Here is a 14,115-nt window from a genome sequence, read left to right as displayed (position 1 = left end):
TTTCCCTCAGCGACTCATCAGGACTTCAGCAATGTGCATCACTTTTACCGGTCGGCCTTCACGTTGCAGACGCCCGCCAATATTCAGCAGGCAACTGACATCCGCGCCAATCAGGTAATCCGGTTGCTTCTCCATCAGATGCGTACTCTTCTCTTTCACCATTTCGCCGGAAATTTCCGCCATTTTGACGGAAAACGTCCCGCCGAAGCCGCAGCAGGTTTCCGGGTGGCTGAACGGAAGCAGCTCCAGCCCCTGAACGTGATGTAAAAGCGCTAACGGCTCCTCCTTCACGCCCATCTTGCGAAACAAGCTGCACGACGGGTGGTAAACCGCCTTCCCTTGCAGACGTGCACCCACATCCACCACACCGAGCGTATTCACAATGAACGACGTCAGATCGAACATTCGTGCGGCAACCTTTTCGGCGCGGGCGGCCCATTCGGGTTCGTCCACCAGATAACCGGGATAACTTTTAATCGCATACGTACAGGAACCGGCGGGGGAAACGATGGGGTAATCATTTTCCTCCAGCGCGCTAATGAGGTTTTTCATGCCGGGAATGGCTTCGTTGATATAACCGCTGTTAATGGCAGGCTGACCGCAGCACCCTTGTTTTTCAGGGAAACTCACCCGGCATCCCAACTGCTCTAACAGCAAAACCGTATCACGCGCCATGCGTGATTTAATGGCGTCACCAATGCAGGTGACAAAAAAGTTAACATTCACGGTAAGAACTCCATTGCTCTATTTGTTGTTGGTTTCGCGCTGTATTGCGCACGATTCATGCCATGACCCAGTAATAATAAAGTCCGATTTCCAGGCCAAGAATAACAATATAGGCAGCACAATATTTCATGGTGCCCGCCATAATATGGCTGTCCTGCCCTCCCATTCGCGCGGCGGACACTGCAATGGCGATACTTTGCGGCGAAATCATTTTCCCGCCCGTGGCACCGGCGGTATTGGCGGCCGCCAGCCAGGTGGGATCGATATTCAGTTTTGCCGCCGCCATGGTTTGCAACTTACCGAACAGAACGTTTGAATTGGTATCACTACCGGTCACAAACGTTCCCAGTGCGCCAATAATCGGTGAAATAAAGACGTAGCTGCCGCCCGTTATATTCACCAGCACGTGCGCAAGCGTGGAGATAAGCCCGCTAACATCCATCACCGTGGCCAGCGCAACGATGGCCATAATGGCAATAATGGAATTTCTCAGCTGCAGCACGGTTTTTACAAATACGTGCAGCATGCTGCTCACCGGAGCGCCCTGAATAAATCCCCCGATAACCGTTGCCAGAATGATGAGTACGCCAGGCGTCGCTATCCACTCAATTTTGAGTATGAGCGTGGTGCCGTTTTCCAGCGGGAAATGCAGCACCGACGCAATCGCAGAAACAGCCGATTTAATTCCCGGAAACAGCGGCGAACAGAGCAGGATAAAAATAAAAATCAGAATATAGATGGAACATGTTTTCAGTAGCACCGCCGCTGAACGCACAGGTCTTTCACTCTCAGGGCGGGTTTCGATAAGCCAGGCAGGATCTGTCTTTCCGTTGCGGATGCGTCCGGCAATCGCCACAGCAATCAGGCTCACAAGGCTACCGGCAAAAGCGGGTAACTCGGCCCCTAAATGTACTGCCACAAAATATTGCGGGATCAAGGTCGATACACCGCAGAGAAGCGTAATGCCAAAAACGCCGCGAATGGCTTTCAGGCCGCCGCCGATAATACAAATAATGACGAACGGCAAAAGAATGTTAAACAGCGCCAGTTGCAAAATGATCGTACCACTGAGGGTATTCACCGGCAGATTCACCTGCTGCGCGAGGATAGAGACGGGGATCCCCACCGCGCCGAATGCGGTAGGCACGGTATTCGCGACAAGTGAAGCAATGGCGGATTTCAGCGGCGGGAACCCAAGCGCCACCAGAATGCCGATGGGGATCGCCACCGCCGTGCCGTAACCCGCCGCAGCCTCCAGAAAACCGCCGAAACACCAGGAGATAAGCAGAACCTGAATGCGCTTATCATCGCTAATACTGGCCAGCACTTCGCGCAAAATATCCATCGCCCGGGTCGCCTGCATCAGGTTATAGCTGTAAATTGCGCCCAGAATAACGATGACGATAGGCCATAAACCTTTTAACGCGCCATAGATGATGGCCGATTCAAGCGTCGGCATCGGCGTATGCCAGAAAAGTAACGCCAGTACGTACGTCAACGCCAGGGTAATCAGAACAGAATAGTGGACGGGCATTTTAATTTTTAGAATTAAAAAAACCATCAATAACAGGGGGATAAGCCCTACTATAAACAATAAGTACTCGTGCATTTTGTGTCCCTGATTAAATATCGAAATCGCATTCATATGACAAATGGGAAATGTTTTATAACTTACCGTCAATTAGAAAAAGAGTGGCTGGATCGCTTCAGTGTAAACAATATTTTTGATCAGCATAAAAAAGATAAGAGAACGTTCAGCTGATGTTATTTTTGTTTTGCAAATAAATACCACCTGCAATTTTGAAAATGAAAAAAGGGAGTATCTTGCAATATTTTTATTATTTCTTTCGATGCTTTCCACCAGCGTTGTCAATACTCTATTGGGGGTGCACTATTTTCACACAAAGAATTACCCACTTTAGAAACAACCTTTCCTGTTTTCCCAAAACCTTTAAAAAAAAGTCTTTATGCGAAAAGTCTTATTCACCCTCGGCAACAAAAACCAGCGCTGGATGCCTGCACCCTGCGCCACGCTTAAAGTTTGAGCAATTTCTGCCGATAATAATGTGCAGCTATAATTTAAGCTGCTATCAGGTTGTTTTGTTCCATAACTAAGGATGAATGCATGGATCCAATACAAATCCCATCATTAGCCAGCAGTCTTGATTCCTATCAGCTCAGTAACCAGGTCAACACGCTGGTGCTGAAAAAGGCGCTGGACAGCCAGCAGTCGATTGCAACGGATCTCATTAAACAGATCCCGCAATTGCCATCCAACCCGGCAATCGGTCGTAACATCAACACGACCGCCTGATCCGGTTTGCCCATCGGCGCTCAGTCTTACCGCGCCGGTGGGCAAAAATGAATCCAGGCCCGCCTTGTGCGGGCTTTTTTGTTTCTCTTCGCTTGCTTAGCATGTCAAATCGGCGTAGCCTTCCGGCAATTAAAACCAATCGGTCTAAATTATGAATGGCGAAACAGTGGCGCAGCAAAGGCCCCGCCGCGGGCGGCCGCCGAAAGTCGAACGCGAATTCACCGATATCCGCAAAGCGCTGATTCGCTCGGGTCTCGAAGTGATCACCGAAACCGGCTATCTGTCTGCCGGTATTGATGCAGTGATCAAAAATATCGCGGTCCCCAAAGGGTCTTTCTACCACTGTTTTAAGAGCAAACAGGAATTCGGTACCGCGGTGCTGACCGCCTACGGTGAATTTTTCGCCCATAAACTGGACACCTTTTTGCTAAATGACCAGCTCGCCCCCTTACAGCGCATGGAAGCCTTTGTGCACCATGCGGGCCAGGGCATGGCGAAATATGATTTCCGCCGCGGTTGCCTGGTGGGCAACCTGCTACAGGAAACGCCGCTTTTACCGGAAACCTTCCCTGACCAGTTGAAAACAATCCTTGAAGCGTGGGAAACCCGCGTCAGCCACTGTCTGATGGCCGCACAACAGTGCGGAGAGTTACCCCCGGATGCCGACACGGGCGAACTGGCGCGGCTTTTCTGGTCTGGCTGGGAAGGCGCGGTGATGCGCGCCAAACTGTTCCGCTCCGTAGAGCCGCTAAATCAGTACTGGGCCTTCTTCCGGCACAGCATTACAACAAGATAAACACCTGCACAGGACGGCATAATCCGCCGAAAATCAACCTCATCCGACGAGGAAAACGCAGTCATGAAAGCATTAGTTCTGGAACAGAAAGAGAATCAAACCCTGGCGGAAGTCAAAGACATTGCCCTCCCCGCACTGGCCGAGGGCGATGTCCGGGTCGATATTGACTGGTCCAGCCTTAACTACAAAGACGCGCTGGCCATCACCGGCAAGGGCAAAATTATTCGCCAGTTCCCGATGGTACCGGGCATCGACTTTTCTGGCCGCGTTAACGAAAGCCGCGACCCGCGTTTTGCACCGGGCCAGGCCGTGATCCTCACCGGCTGGGGCGTGGGTGAAAACCACTGGGGTGGTCTGGCGGCGCAGGCCTGTGTGAAAGGCGACTGGCTGGTTGCACTGCCGGAACGCTTGAGCGCGCGCCAGGCGATGATCATAGGCACGGCAGGCTTTACGGCGATGCTATGCGTCATGGCGCTGCAAGATGCAGGGCTGAAACCGCAGGACGGTACGATACTGGTGACTGGCGCAAGCGGCGGTGTCGGCAGTACGGCGGTGGTATTGCTTAAAGCGCTGGGCTACCGCGTGGCGGCGGTTACCGGGCGTGAATCCACCCATGATTTCCTGCGTCAGTTAGGGGCAGATGAGATCCTGCCGCGCAGTGACTTCGCTGAGACCCGTCCGCTGGAAAAACAGCTGTGGGCAGGCGCAGTGGATACCGTCGGTGGCGCGGTGCTGGCGAAAGTACTGGCGCAAACCAACTATGGCGGCTGTGTCGCGGCCTGCGGTCTGGCGGGTAGCTTTGCGCTGCCGACCACGGTGATGCCGTTTATTCTGCGCAATGTCCGTTTGCAGGGCGTGGACTCCGTCATGGTGCCGACGGCACAGCGCGATGCGGTGTGGCAACGTCTGGCGGATACGCTGCCCGCCAGCTATTACCAGCAGGCCGCCACAGAGATTACGCTGGCGCAAGCGCCTGCTACCGCCGCCGATTTCCTGCAAAACAAAATCCAGGGGCGTACGCTGGTTAACATCCACGGTTGACCCCTGTCCCGGCGCGCGCCGTCGCGCCGGGTTATCCCGCGTACCCGTTTCTTCTGAATCCCTTCGTGCCCGGCTTTCGTTTCCCGACCCTGTGACATACTATCGGGTACAGCCGTAGAGCAGATAAGGAGATAAAGATGAACAATATGGGTGCACACCTGACCCCGGAAGAGGCGCTGGATCAGCTTGAAGCGCTGTATGACCGCTCGGTCGCCGCCCTGCGCGACGCCATCGCTTTGTATATAGAAACCGGTCAGCTTCCCGATGCCGAAGCCCGTGCGAATGGGTTGTTCGTCTATCCATCGCTGTCGGTAAGCTGGAACGGCAGCGCAACGAATCCGCCCAAAACCCGCGCCTATGCCCGTTTTACCCATTCGGGTTGCTACACCACTACTGTGACCCGCCCGTCGCTGTTTCGTCCCTATTTACGCGAACAACTCACCCTGTTGTGCCAGGACTATGGCGCACAGATTGAAGTGGGCCTGTCAGCACATGAGATCCCCTACCCGTACGTGATTGATGGCTCCGCCCTGACGCTGGACCGCTCAATGAGCGCCGGACTGACGCGTTTCTTCCCGACCACTGAACTGGCGCAAATTGGCGATGAGACCGCCGATGGGCTGTTCCACCCCACGGAACTCTACCCGTTGTCGCATTTCGATGCGCGCCGCGTCGACTTTTCGCTGGCGCGACTGCGCCACTACACCGGCACGCCGGTCGAACATTTTCAGCCCTTCGTGCTGTTCACCAACTACACGCGTTATGTCGATGAGTTTGTGCGCTGGGGCTGTAGCCAGATCCTCGATCCGGAAAGCCCTTACGTTGCGCTCTCCTGCGCCGGGGGCAACTGGATCACAGCCGATACCGAAGCCCCGGAAACCGCCGTCTCCGACCTTGCCTGGAAGAAACACCAGATGCCGGCGTGGCACTTGATCACCGCCGATGGTCAGGGCATTACGCTGATTAACATTGGTGTTGGGCCTTCGAATGCGAAAACCATCTGCGACCACCTTGCGGTGCTGCGCCCGGATGTCTGGCTGATGATTGGTCACTGCGGCGGGCTGCGTGAAAGCCAGGCGATTGGCGATTATGTGCTGGCGCATGCCTATCTGCGCGACGACCATGTGCTGGATGCGGTGCTGCCGCCGGATATTCCAATTCCGAGCATCGCCGAAGTGCAACGTGCCCTGTATGACGCCACCAAAGAGGTGAGCGATATGCCGGGCGAAGAAGTGAAGCAACGCCTGCGTACCGGCACCGTGGTGACCACCGACGACCGTAACTGGGAACTGCGCTACTCCGCTTCTGCGCTGCGCTTTAACCTGAGTCGCGCCGTGGCAATCGATATGGAGAGCGCCACCATCGCCGCGCAGGGTTACCGCTTCCGCGTCCCGTATGGCACCTTGTTGTGCGTGTCCGATAAGCCCTTGCACGGTGAGATCAAACTCCCCGGCCAGGCTAACCGGTTTTATGAAGGGGCGATTTCCGAGCATTTGCAAATCGGCATTCGGGCTATTGATTTGCTGCGCGCGGAAGGCGACCGTCTGCATTCCCGTAAACTCCGCACCTTTAACGAACCGCCGTTCCGATAATGACAAAAGGATCCCACATGCAATCCCCCTCACCACTACAGGCATTACGTGACCAGTTAGTTGCGCTGGAGCTGGACGGCATTATTGTTCCACGCGCTGACGCTCATCAGAGTGAAGACTGCGCACCGCATGACAATAAATTGCAGTGGCTGACCGGTTTCACCGGATCGGCGGGCATGGCGCTGGTATTGCGCGATAAAGCGCTGCTGTTCGTCGATGGCCGCTACCAGGTGCAGGTGCGCAACGAGGTGGATCTCAGTGCGTTTGAAATCCATCATTTGCACAACGAGCCACTGGATCAGTGGCTCAATGCTTCACTGCCCGCCGGGAGCCGCATCGGTTTTGAGCCGTTGCTGATGGTTAACAGCCAGTATCAGGCGCTGAGCGCGACGCACTGCCGGTTAAGTGCGCTCACCACCGATCCGTTTGATGCTATCTGGCGCGATCGCCCGGCTGCGCCGTGTGGGGCTATCCGCGAAATGCCGGTTGCGATCAGCGGCGAAAGCAGCGCCGACAAACGTGCGCGAGTTGCCCGTGTGCTGGCGGAAAAAGGGGCGGATTATCTCGCTATCACCCTGCCGGACAATATTGCCTGGCTGTTGAACATTCGCGGTTCGGACATCGCAATGAACCCGGTGGCGCACTCTTTTGCCCTGCTGGGCCGCAACGGCGAGGTGGAGTGGTTTGTCGCGCCACCCAAGACAGCCTCGCTGTCCGCAGCGCTCACCTCCACACTGACGCTCAGCGATGTTGATGCCTTTCTGCCCCGTTGCCAGCAGGTGGCGGCGGGTAAAAAGATCCTGCTCGACGGCGATTTCGCACCTGTCGCACTGCGTTTTGCCATTGAACAGCACGGTGGCGAGGTACTGTGGGGTGCCGATCCGATTACCTTTATCAAAGCGCATAAAAACGCGGTCGAACTGGCAGGTTATCGCGAAAGCCATCGACAGGACGGCGCAGCATGGGTCAACTTCCTGGCCTGGCTGACGCATGAAGTCCCGGCCCGCGAGGCGGCCGGTAACCCGGTCACGGAACTGGAAGCCCAGCAAAAACAGCTCGAATTCCGCCAGCAACAGCCCGGTTTTATCGAGCAAAGCTTCAGCACCATTTCCGCCTCCGCCAGCAATGCCGCCATGTGCCACTATCACAGCAGCGAAAAAACCAACCTGCCGATTACCCGTGCCCATCTCTATCTCAATGACTCCGGTGGTCAGTACCAGAACGGCACGACCGACGCGACGCGTACCTTGTCATTTGGCCCGGTGGATGCGCCGCAACGCCTGCACTATACCGCCGTGCTGAAAGGCTTTTTGTCGATGTTCACCCTGCAATTCCCCAGCGGTACGCACGGGCATCAACTGGATGCCTTTGCCCGCCGCGCACTCTGGGATTTAGGGCTGGATTTCGATCACGGCACCGGCCATGGCGTGGGCCACCAGTTGCTGATCCACGAGCAGCCACAGCGTATTGCCAAAAAGGTCAACCCATGGTCGCTGTCTGCGGGCAATATCATGACCATCGAACCGGGTTATTACCTGGCCGATCGCTACGGTATTCGCATCGAAAACCAGGTCGAAGTGGTGGAAAGCCAGCCGGGTTTCTGCCGCTTTGCGTCGCTGACGCTGATCCCTATCGATTTAAGCCTGGTCGAGTGGAGTTTGCTCAGTGAACAAGAGCAGCAGTGGCTGGATGATTATCATCAGCAGGTACGCGACACCCTGTCGCCGCTGGTCGACAGCAAGGCCCGCCCGTGGCTGTTTGCCGCCACCGCGCCACTGCGCGTTCAGGCCGGGTGACGCCGCCATCAACAGATAAAGGGGCGCGGATGCGCCCCTTTTTTATCACGTCCGCTCCTGCTCTTCAGTGGTGCCCCATCCCGCTTTTTCCTGCGCGAGAAACCCGGTGGCGACAGCATGACACAACGCCGCCTCCTGCCCGATCCCGGTATCGTCATCGTAGTAAATGCCGGAAAGCCCCAACCCTATCAGACACAGCATGTGCAACACGCGCAATGCGCGCACCTCCGGTGTTGCAGCAGGATGAACAATAATACAGGGCGCAGTGGCGAACGCTATCACCACCCCTTGAGGATCTTCACCCGGACGCGGAGGTATTCCCTCCGGACCCGGTTTAACCACGCGAATGTCAAGCGCCGTGATGTGCTGCACCAGACACTCATAATAGGCTTCGCTCTCCACCTGCTTCGGCTCCTCATCCACCGCCAGATAGCGTCGGAGCGATTCAACAATCGCCTCTGCGTTACTGTCGGCGCATAAATAACCGACAAAAGGGTTTGCACGACTTTCCGGTTGCCGCAGTTGTTCAAGGCGCTGAAGCTGAGACTGATACCACGGGTGTCGCTTCATTTCAGCCAACAGTTCACGGAAACTTTCTGCCCCCATGTCACCCCGTTGCATAAACTCGCGCATTTTTTCCGTCACAAATTCACTACTCTTCATGGTGATTACCTTCCTTTGGTCATCAGATAAAAAAGTATTGGAGATACAAAAATAACCCTATTGATTTCACCGCGCGGTGGCAAATATCTTTGCATTGCACAGCGTAATAAAAACAATTTCTTCGGCCTCGCTTCCAGAACTCGCCATCTCACTTTACAGACTGATAACAAATAATATTGCACAAGATCCTGTGACTCTGTTCAATATGCGTTCTGTGTATTCGTGTTATTTATGCGTAATCGTTTTTACATGAAGCAATTAAATGATGAACGCATATGAATTGCAGGCATTACGCCATATTTTCGCCATGACCGTTGAAGAGTGCGCTATCTGGATTGCGCCGGAAAACACCGCAGCGGAGTGGCAGTCATGGGAAAATGGCGAGAAAGCGATCCCGGCGGATATTGTTGCAAAATTACTGGAACTGAGAAAAAAAAGACAAACTCACATCAACGCCCTCATCAACCGAATAAATAATCGTATCGGCAATAATACGATGCGTTTTTTCGCAGATTTAGCCGCTTTTAAGGCGGTATATCGTGATGGCGATTATCTGGACTGGAAAGTTTATCAGTCGGTGGCCGCCGAACTCTATGCACACGATCTGGAACATCTGTGTTAACGCGGTTGAGCGGCTCACGCCACTGATGATTCATTTTACCGTCACGCAGTACACATAAAGATGAAAAATGCATATCTCTCTACGGCACTGGGTCTCTATCTGAATTACCTGGTGCATGGAATGGGGGTCATCCTGATGAGCCTCAATATGTCCGCGCTCGAACTCCAGTGGCAGACCAACGCGGCCGGTGTCTCGGTGGTGATCTCGTCGCTCGGTATTGGCCGGTTAAGCGTCCTCTTTTTCTCCGGTGTCTTATCCGATAAGTTCGGTCGACGACCCTTTATTATCTTCGGCATGATCTGCTATCTCGCGTTTTTTTTCGGCATTATTAATACGCACAACATTCTCGTGGCCTACGCCTTTGGCTTTATCGCCGGGATTGCCAACAGTTTTCTCGATGCCGGAACCTACCCCAGCCTGATGGAGGCATTTCCACGCGCACCCGGCACCGCGAATGTGCTGATCAAAGCGTTTATTTCCGCAGGGCAGTTTCTGTTACCGATGATCATCAGCCTGCTGGTGTGGGCGGAACTGTGGTTTGGCTGGTCGTTTTTGATTGCCGCCGCCATTATGATCCTCAACGGCGTGTTTTTGCTGCGCTGCACATTTCCACCGCACCGCGGGCGTCAGGCCCTTGCCGCCAAACCTGCGCCAGACAGCGCGGCAACGCCGGTTAAACACCGCTGTTCGGTTATCGATCTCGCCAGCTATACGCTGTATGGCTATGTTGCAATGACCACGTTTTATCTTATCAGTCAGTGGCTTGCACAATACGGTCAGTTTGTGGTGGGCATGTCTTATACCGCTTCCATCAAACTGCTCAGCGTCTACACCTGTGGCTCACTGCTCTGCGTATTTATTACCGCCCCGCTGGTACGGAAAACCGCCAGAACCATGACCCTGTTGATGCTGTACACCTTTATTTCGTTTGTGGCGTTATTGACGGTGTGCCTGCATCCCAGCGTGTCTGTGGTGGTGGTTTTTTCGTTTGTCATTGGTTTCTCCTCGGCGGGTGGCGTAGTGCAGATTGGCCTGACGCTGATGGCCGCCCGCTTTCCGCATGCGAAAGGCAAAGCCACCGGCATTTATTACAGCGCAGGAAGCATCGCCACCTTTACCATCCCGTTGATCACCGCACGCCTCTCGGAGCACAGCATTGCCGATATTATGTGGTTTGATACCGCCATTGCCGCCGTTGGTTTTCTGCTGGCGCTGTTTATTGGTCTGCGCAGCCGGATGGAATCCCGGCGTTTAGTCAATATATCGCCGCTCGCGGAATAACCTGCCAGCTTGCCCATGCAATATTGTTGATGCGCTTTTGCAACATAATACGGACGATATTTCCCGCCTTAATCATTCACGCCAGAAACAGCGTCAAAGACATTTCACATCACATTTTACCCTGCAATAAACCTGGCAAATTAAACGCCATGCTATGTATGTCCGGCCACAGCAACCACGTACAGTAATCACTAAACTCGCTGCCGGATATCACAGTAACAGGCGCGGGAGAACAAATTTAAAATTAGCATGGAGCTGTGAAAAAATGTCTCAGAATAAGGCTTTCAGCACCCCTTTTATCCTCGCAGTTATCTGTATCTATCTCAGTTATTTCTTACACGGGATAAGCGTTATCACGCTGGCACAAAATATGACGTCGCTGGCGGCGAAATTCTCCACCGACAACGCGGGCATTGCCTATTTAATTTCCGGTATCGGTCTTGGTCGTCTGGTCAGTATTCTCTTCTTTGGCGTGATTTCCGACAAGTTCGGTCGCCGGGCGGTGATTCTGTTGGGCGTTGTCTTATATATGTGCTTTTTCTTTGGTATTCCCGCCAGCCCGAACCTGATGGTGGCCTTTATTCTGGCCGTGTGCGTCGGCGTCGCCAACTCGGCACTGGATACCGGCGGCTACCCGGCGCTGATGGAGTGTTTCCCGACGGCCTCCGGCTCGGCGGTGATCCTGGTGAAAGCAATGGTTTCCTTCGGGCAGATGCTCTACCCCATGATCGTCAGCTATATGCTGCTCAATAACATCTGGTACGGCTATGGCGTGATCATTCCGGGCGCACTGTTTGTGCTTATCACCCTGCTGCTGTTGAAAAGCCGCTTCCCCGGTCAGCAGGTGGATGCCAGCGTCGCCAAAGCCTTACCGCAAATGAACAGCAAACCGCTGCCATGGCTGGAAGGCGTGGCGTCGGTATTGTTTGGTGTTGCCGCCTTCTCGACGTTTTACGTCATCGTGGTGTGGATGCCGAAATACGCCATGGCGTTTGCCGGTATGGCGGAATCCGACGCCCTGAAAACCATCTCTTACTACAGCATGGGGTCGCTGCTGTGCGTGTTTATCTTCGCCGCGCTGCTGAAAAAAACCGTGCGCCCTATCTGGGCCAATGTCTTTAACGCCGGGCTGGCGACGCTGACCGCTGCGGTCATCTATTTGTACCCGTCACCATTGGTGTGTAATGCCGGCGCTTTTGTTATCGGCTTTTCTGCCGCAGGCGGCATCCTGCAACTCGGTGTCTCCGTGATGTCGGAGTTCTTCCCGAAAAGCAAAGCCAAAGTCACCAGCGTTTATATGATGATGGGCGGACTGGCAAACTTTGTTATTCCGCTGATCACCGGTTACCTCTCAACAATTGGCCTGCAATACATCATCGCGCTGGATTTCGTTTTTGCGCTGCTGGCCTTCATCACCGCGCTCATTGTCTTCGTCCGTTACTACCGCGTATTCAATATTCCAAAAAACGATGTGCGGTTCGGCGAACGGTATTTTCAATAAACAGCTTCGATTCACGATAAAAGTTCAAGGAGTTTATGATGGATGTTACTGCTAAATATGAACTGATTGGCCTGATGGCCTACCCTATCCGGCACAGTCTGTCTCCGGAAATGCAAAACAAAGCGCTGGAAAAAGCCGGGCTGCCTTTTACCTATATGGCATTTGAAGTCGACAACTCTACCTTTGCAAACGCCATTGCCGGGTTGAAAGCCTTAAAAATGCGCGGCACCGGGGTTTCCATGCCGAATAAACAACTGGCATGCGACTATGTGGATGAATTAACCCCGGCGGCAAAACTGGTCGGTGCCATTAATACCATTGTTAACGATGATGGCTACCTGCGCGGCTACAATACCGACGGCACAGGGCATATTCGCGCCATCAAAGAGAGCGGTTTCGACATCAAAGGCAAAACCATGGTGCTGCTGGGCGCCGGGGGCGCATCCACCGCGATTGGCGCGCAGGCGGCGATTGAAGGCATTAAAGAGATTAAACTGTTTAACCGCCGGGACGACTTCTTTGAAAAAGCCGTCGCCTTCGCCAAACGGGTTAACGAAAACACCGATTGCGTGGTCACCGTCACGGATCTTGAAGACCAGAAAGCCTTTGCGGCCGCCCTCGCCACGGCAGATATCCTCACCAACGGCACCAAAGTCGGCATGAAACCGATGGAAAATGAATCACTCATCAGCGATGTCAGCCTGCTGCGCCCGGAATTACTGGTCACCGAATGCGTTTATAACCCACATATCACGAAGTTATTGCAGCAAGCGCAACAAGCCGGTTGCAAAACAATTGATGGTTACGGCATGTTGTTATGGCAAGGGGCTGAACAGTTCAAGCTGTGGACCGGTAAAGAGTTCCCTCTGGAATACGTGAAACAGGCCATGGGCTTCGAAGCCTGACAGGCTGGTGAAAAAAAAGGTACTCAATGAAAACCGTAACCGTAAAAAAACTCGTGATTGGCGAAGGGGCTCCCAGGATTATCGTGTCGTTAATGGGAAAAGATATCGCCAGTGTGAAATCTGAAGCGCAGGCCTATCGCGACGCGGATTTCGATATCCTCGAGTGGCGTGTCGACCATTTCGCCAATGTGGCCTCGGTTGAGGCCGTGCTGGAAGCCGCATCCGTGATCCGTAACATCATGGCCGATAAACCCCTGCTGTTTACCTTCCGCAGTGCCAAAGAAGGCGGTGAACAGGCGTTGTCGACAGAGCAGTATATTGCGTTAAACCGCGCCGCCGTGGACAGCGGCCTGGTGGATATGATCGATCTGGAGCTGTTTACCGGTGACGAACTGGTCAAAGCCACCGTGGAGCATGCGCACGCGAAAAACGTGAAAGTCATTATGTCCAATCATGACTTCCATAAAACACCGCCGGTGGAGGAGATCGTTCAGCGCCTGCGGAAAATGCAGCAGCTTGGCGCGGATATTCCCAAAATCGCACTGATGCCGCAAAACAAAAACGATGTCCTGACGCTGCTTACCGCAACGCTGGAGATGCACGAGCGCTATGCCGACCGCCCTATCATCACCATGTCGATGTCTAAAACAGGGGTGATTTCACGTCTGGCGGGTGAGGTGTTCGGTTCCGCGGCCACATTTGGCGCGGTAAAAAAAGCCTCCGCGCCGGGTCAAATATCCGTTAGCGATCTGCGGACGGTATTAGCGGTATTGCATCAGGCTTAATAAACGACATTCAGGCGGGAAGACACACTCCCGCCCTTGATTAAAAGAAAATGACCGGACGCGAATATTTTCAATAAATATTCCGCGGATTCG

12 protein-coding genes and 1 pseudogene are annotated in these 14,115 nt (G+C 53.9%); 10 read left to right on the top strand and 3 right to left on the bottom strand.

Annotated elements, in window-relative coordinates; all coding sequences use genetic code 11:
* Positions 1-6: 6 nt before the first annotated feature.
* Together N7922_RS09755 and N7922_RS09750 are read right to left on the bottom strand one after the other, a co-directional pair.
* Positions 7-726: a (Fe-S)-binding protein gene (locus tag N7922_RS09755; RefSeq protein ID WP_263100348.1), complete on the bottom strand. Its 720-nt coding sequence runs from the start codon at positions 724-726 to the stop codon at positions 7-9.
* 55 nt (positions 727-781) lie between these two features.
* Entirely contained in the window at positions 782-2,335 is a 1,554-nt protein-coding gene (locus tag N7922_RS09750; RefSeq protein WP_263100347.1) for an L-lactate permease, read from the bottom strand.
* A 516-nt stretch (positions 2,336-2,851) separates the two neighbouring features.
* Here N7922_RS09750 and N7922_RS09745 point away from each other — a divergent pair.
* From N7922_RS09745 to N7922_RS09725, 5 genes and pseudogenes are all read left to right on the top strand, one after another.
* The gene (locus tag N7922_RS09745; RefSeq protein ID WP_263100346.1) at positions 2,852-3,040 is read left to right on the top strand and encodes a YjfB family protein; all 189 of its coding nucleotides are present in this window, start codon (positions 2,852-2,854) and stop codon (positions 3,038-3,040) included.
* A gap of 151 nt (positions 3,041-3,191) precedes the next feature.
* A pseudogene (locus N7922_RS09740) lies at positions 3,192-3,903 on the top strand (TetR/AcrR family transcriptional regulator).
* The gene (locus tag N7922_RS09735; protein ID WP_263100344.1) at positions 3,900-4,877 is read left to right on the top strand and encodes an MDR family oxidoreductase; all 978 of its coding nucleotides are present in this window, start codon (positions 3,900-3,902) and stop codon (positions 4,875-4,877) included. Before N7922_RS09740 ends, N7922_RS09735 begins: the two are co-directional and overlap by 4 nt.
* Before the next feature lie 137 nt (positions 4,878-5,014).
* Positions 5,015-6,469, top strand: a complete 1,455-nt coding sequence (locus N7922_RS09730; protein WP_263100343.1) for an AMP nucleosidase — start codon at positions 5,015-5,017, stop codon at positions 6,467-6,469.
* 17 nt (positions 6,470-6,486) lie between these two features.
* Complete coding sequence (locus tag N7922_RS09725) at positions 6,487-8,265, top strand: aminopeptidase P family protein (protein WP_263100341.1); 1,779 nt, start codon at positions 6,487-6,489, stop codon at positions 8,263-8,265.
* Positions 8,266-8,310: 45 nt separating this feature from the next.
* On the opposite strand, the gene N7922_RS09720 is transcribed toward N7922_RS09725, so the two are convergent.
* Entirely contained in the window at positions 8,311-8,928 is a 618-nt protein-coding gene (locus N7922_RS09720) for a hypothetical protein (protein ID WP_263100340.1), read from the bottom strand.
* A gap of 265 nt (positions 8,929-9,193) precedes the next feature.
* Between N7922_RS09720 and N7922_RS09715 the strand changes: the two genes are divergently transcribed.
* The 5 genes from N7922_RS09715 (at position 9,194) to aroD (ending at position 14,022) form a co-directional block, all read left to right on the top strand.
* Entirely contained in the window at positions 9,194-9,550 is a 357-nt protein-coding gene (locus tag N7922_RS09715) for a YdiL family protein (RefSeq protein ID WP_263100880.1), read from the top strand.
* 60 nt (positions 9,551-9,610) lie between these two features.
* Positions 9,611-10,831, top strand: coding sequence for an MFS transporter (locus N7922_RS09710; RefSeq protein WP_263100339.1), 1,221 nt, complete (start codon positions 9,611-9,613; stop codon positions 10,829-10,831).
* A 265-nt stretch (positions 10,832-11,096) separates the two neighbouring features.
* Positions 11,097-12,332, top strand: coding sequence for an MFS transporter (locus N7922_RS09705; RefSeq protein ID WP_263100337.1), 1,236 nt, complete (start codon positions 11,097-11,099; stop codon positions 12,330-12,332).
* Positions 12,333-12,370: 38 nt separating this feature from the next.
* Complete coding sequence (gene ydiB / locus N7922_RS09700) at positions 12,371-13,237, top strand: quinate/shikimate dehydrogenase (RefSeq protein WP_263100879.1); 867 nt, start codon at positions 12,371-12,373, stop codon at positions 13,235-13,237.
* Positions 13,238-13,263: 26 nt separating this feature from the next.
* The gene (aroD, locus tag N7922_RS09695) at positions 13,264-14,022 is read left to right on the top strand and encodes a type I 3-dehydroquinate dehydratase (RefSeq protein WP_263100336.1); all 759 of its coding nucleotides are present in this window, start codon (positions 13,264-13,266) and stop codon (positions 14,020-14,022) included.
* Positions 14,023-14,115 lie beyond the last annotated feature (93 nt).

Source organism: Kosakonia sp. ML.JS2a, assembly GCF_025642095.1.
GTDB lineage: Bacteria > Pseudomonadota > Gammaproteobacteria > Enterobacterales > Enterobacteriaceae.
This window is presented reverse-complemented; position numbering and strand designations above follow the sequence as displayed.

Excerpts from the sequence above, each read along its gene's own strand:
- N7922_RS09705 (WP_263100337.1), top strand. The coding sequence starts at position 11,097 with ATGTCTCAGAATAAGGCTTTCAGCACCCCTTTTATCCTCGCAGTTATC.
- ydiB (WP_263100879.1), top strand. The coding sequence starts at position 12,371 with ATGGATGTTACTGCTAAATATGAACTGATTGGCCTGATGGCCTACCCT.
- N7922_RS09730 (WP_263100343.1), top strand. The coding sequence starts at position 5,015 with ATGAACAATATGGGTGCACACCTGACCCCGGAAGAGGCGCTGGATCAG.
- N7922_RS09735 (WP_263100344.1), top strand. The coding sequence starts at position 3,900 with ATGAAAGCATTAGTTCTGGAACAGAAAGAGAATCAAACCCTGGCGGAA.
- N7922_RS09725 (WP_263100341.1), top strand. The coding sequence starts at position 6,487 with ATGCAATCCCCCTCACCACTACAGGCATTACGTGACCAGTTAGTTGCG.
- N7922_RS09745 (WP_263100346.1), top strand. The coding sequence starts at position 2,852 with ATGGATCCAATACAAATCCCATCATTAGCCAGCAGTCTTGATTCCTAT.
- N7922_RS09710 (WP_263100339.1), top strand. The coding sequence starts at position 9,611 with ATGAAAAATGCATATCTCTCTACGGCACTGGGTCTCTATCTGAATTAC.
- N7922_RS09715 (WP_263100880.1), top strand. The coding sequence starts at position 9,194 with ATGAACGCATATGAATTGCAGGCATTACGCCATATTTTCGCCATGACC.
- N7922_RS09750 (WP_263100347.1), bottom strand. The coding sequence starts at position 2,335 with ATGCACGAGTACTTATTGTTTATAGTAGGGCTTATCCCCCTGTTATTG.
- N7922_RS09720 (WP_263100340.1), bottom strand. The coding sequence starts at position 8,928 with ATGAAGAGTAGTGAATTTGTGACGGAAAAAATGCGCGAGTTTATGCAA.
- aroD (WP_263100336.1), top strand. The coding sequence starts at position 13,264 with ATGAAAACCGTAACCGTAAAAAAACTCGTGATTGGCGAAGGGGCTCCC.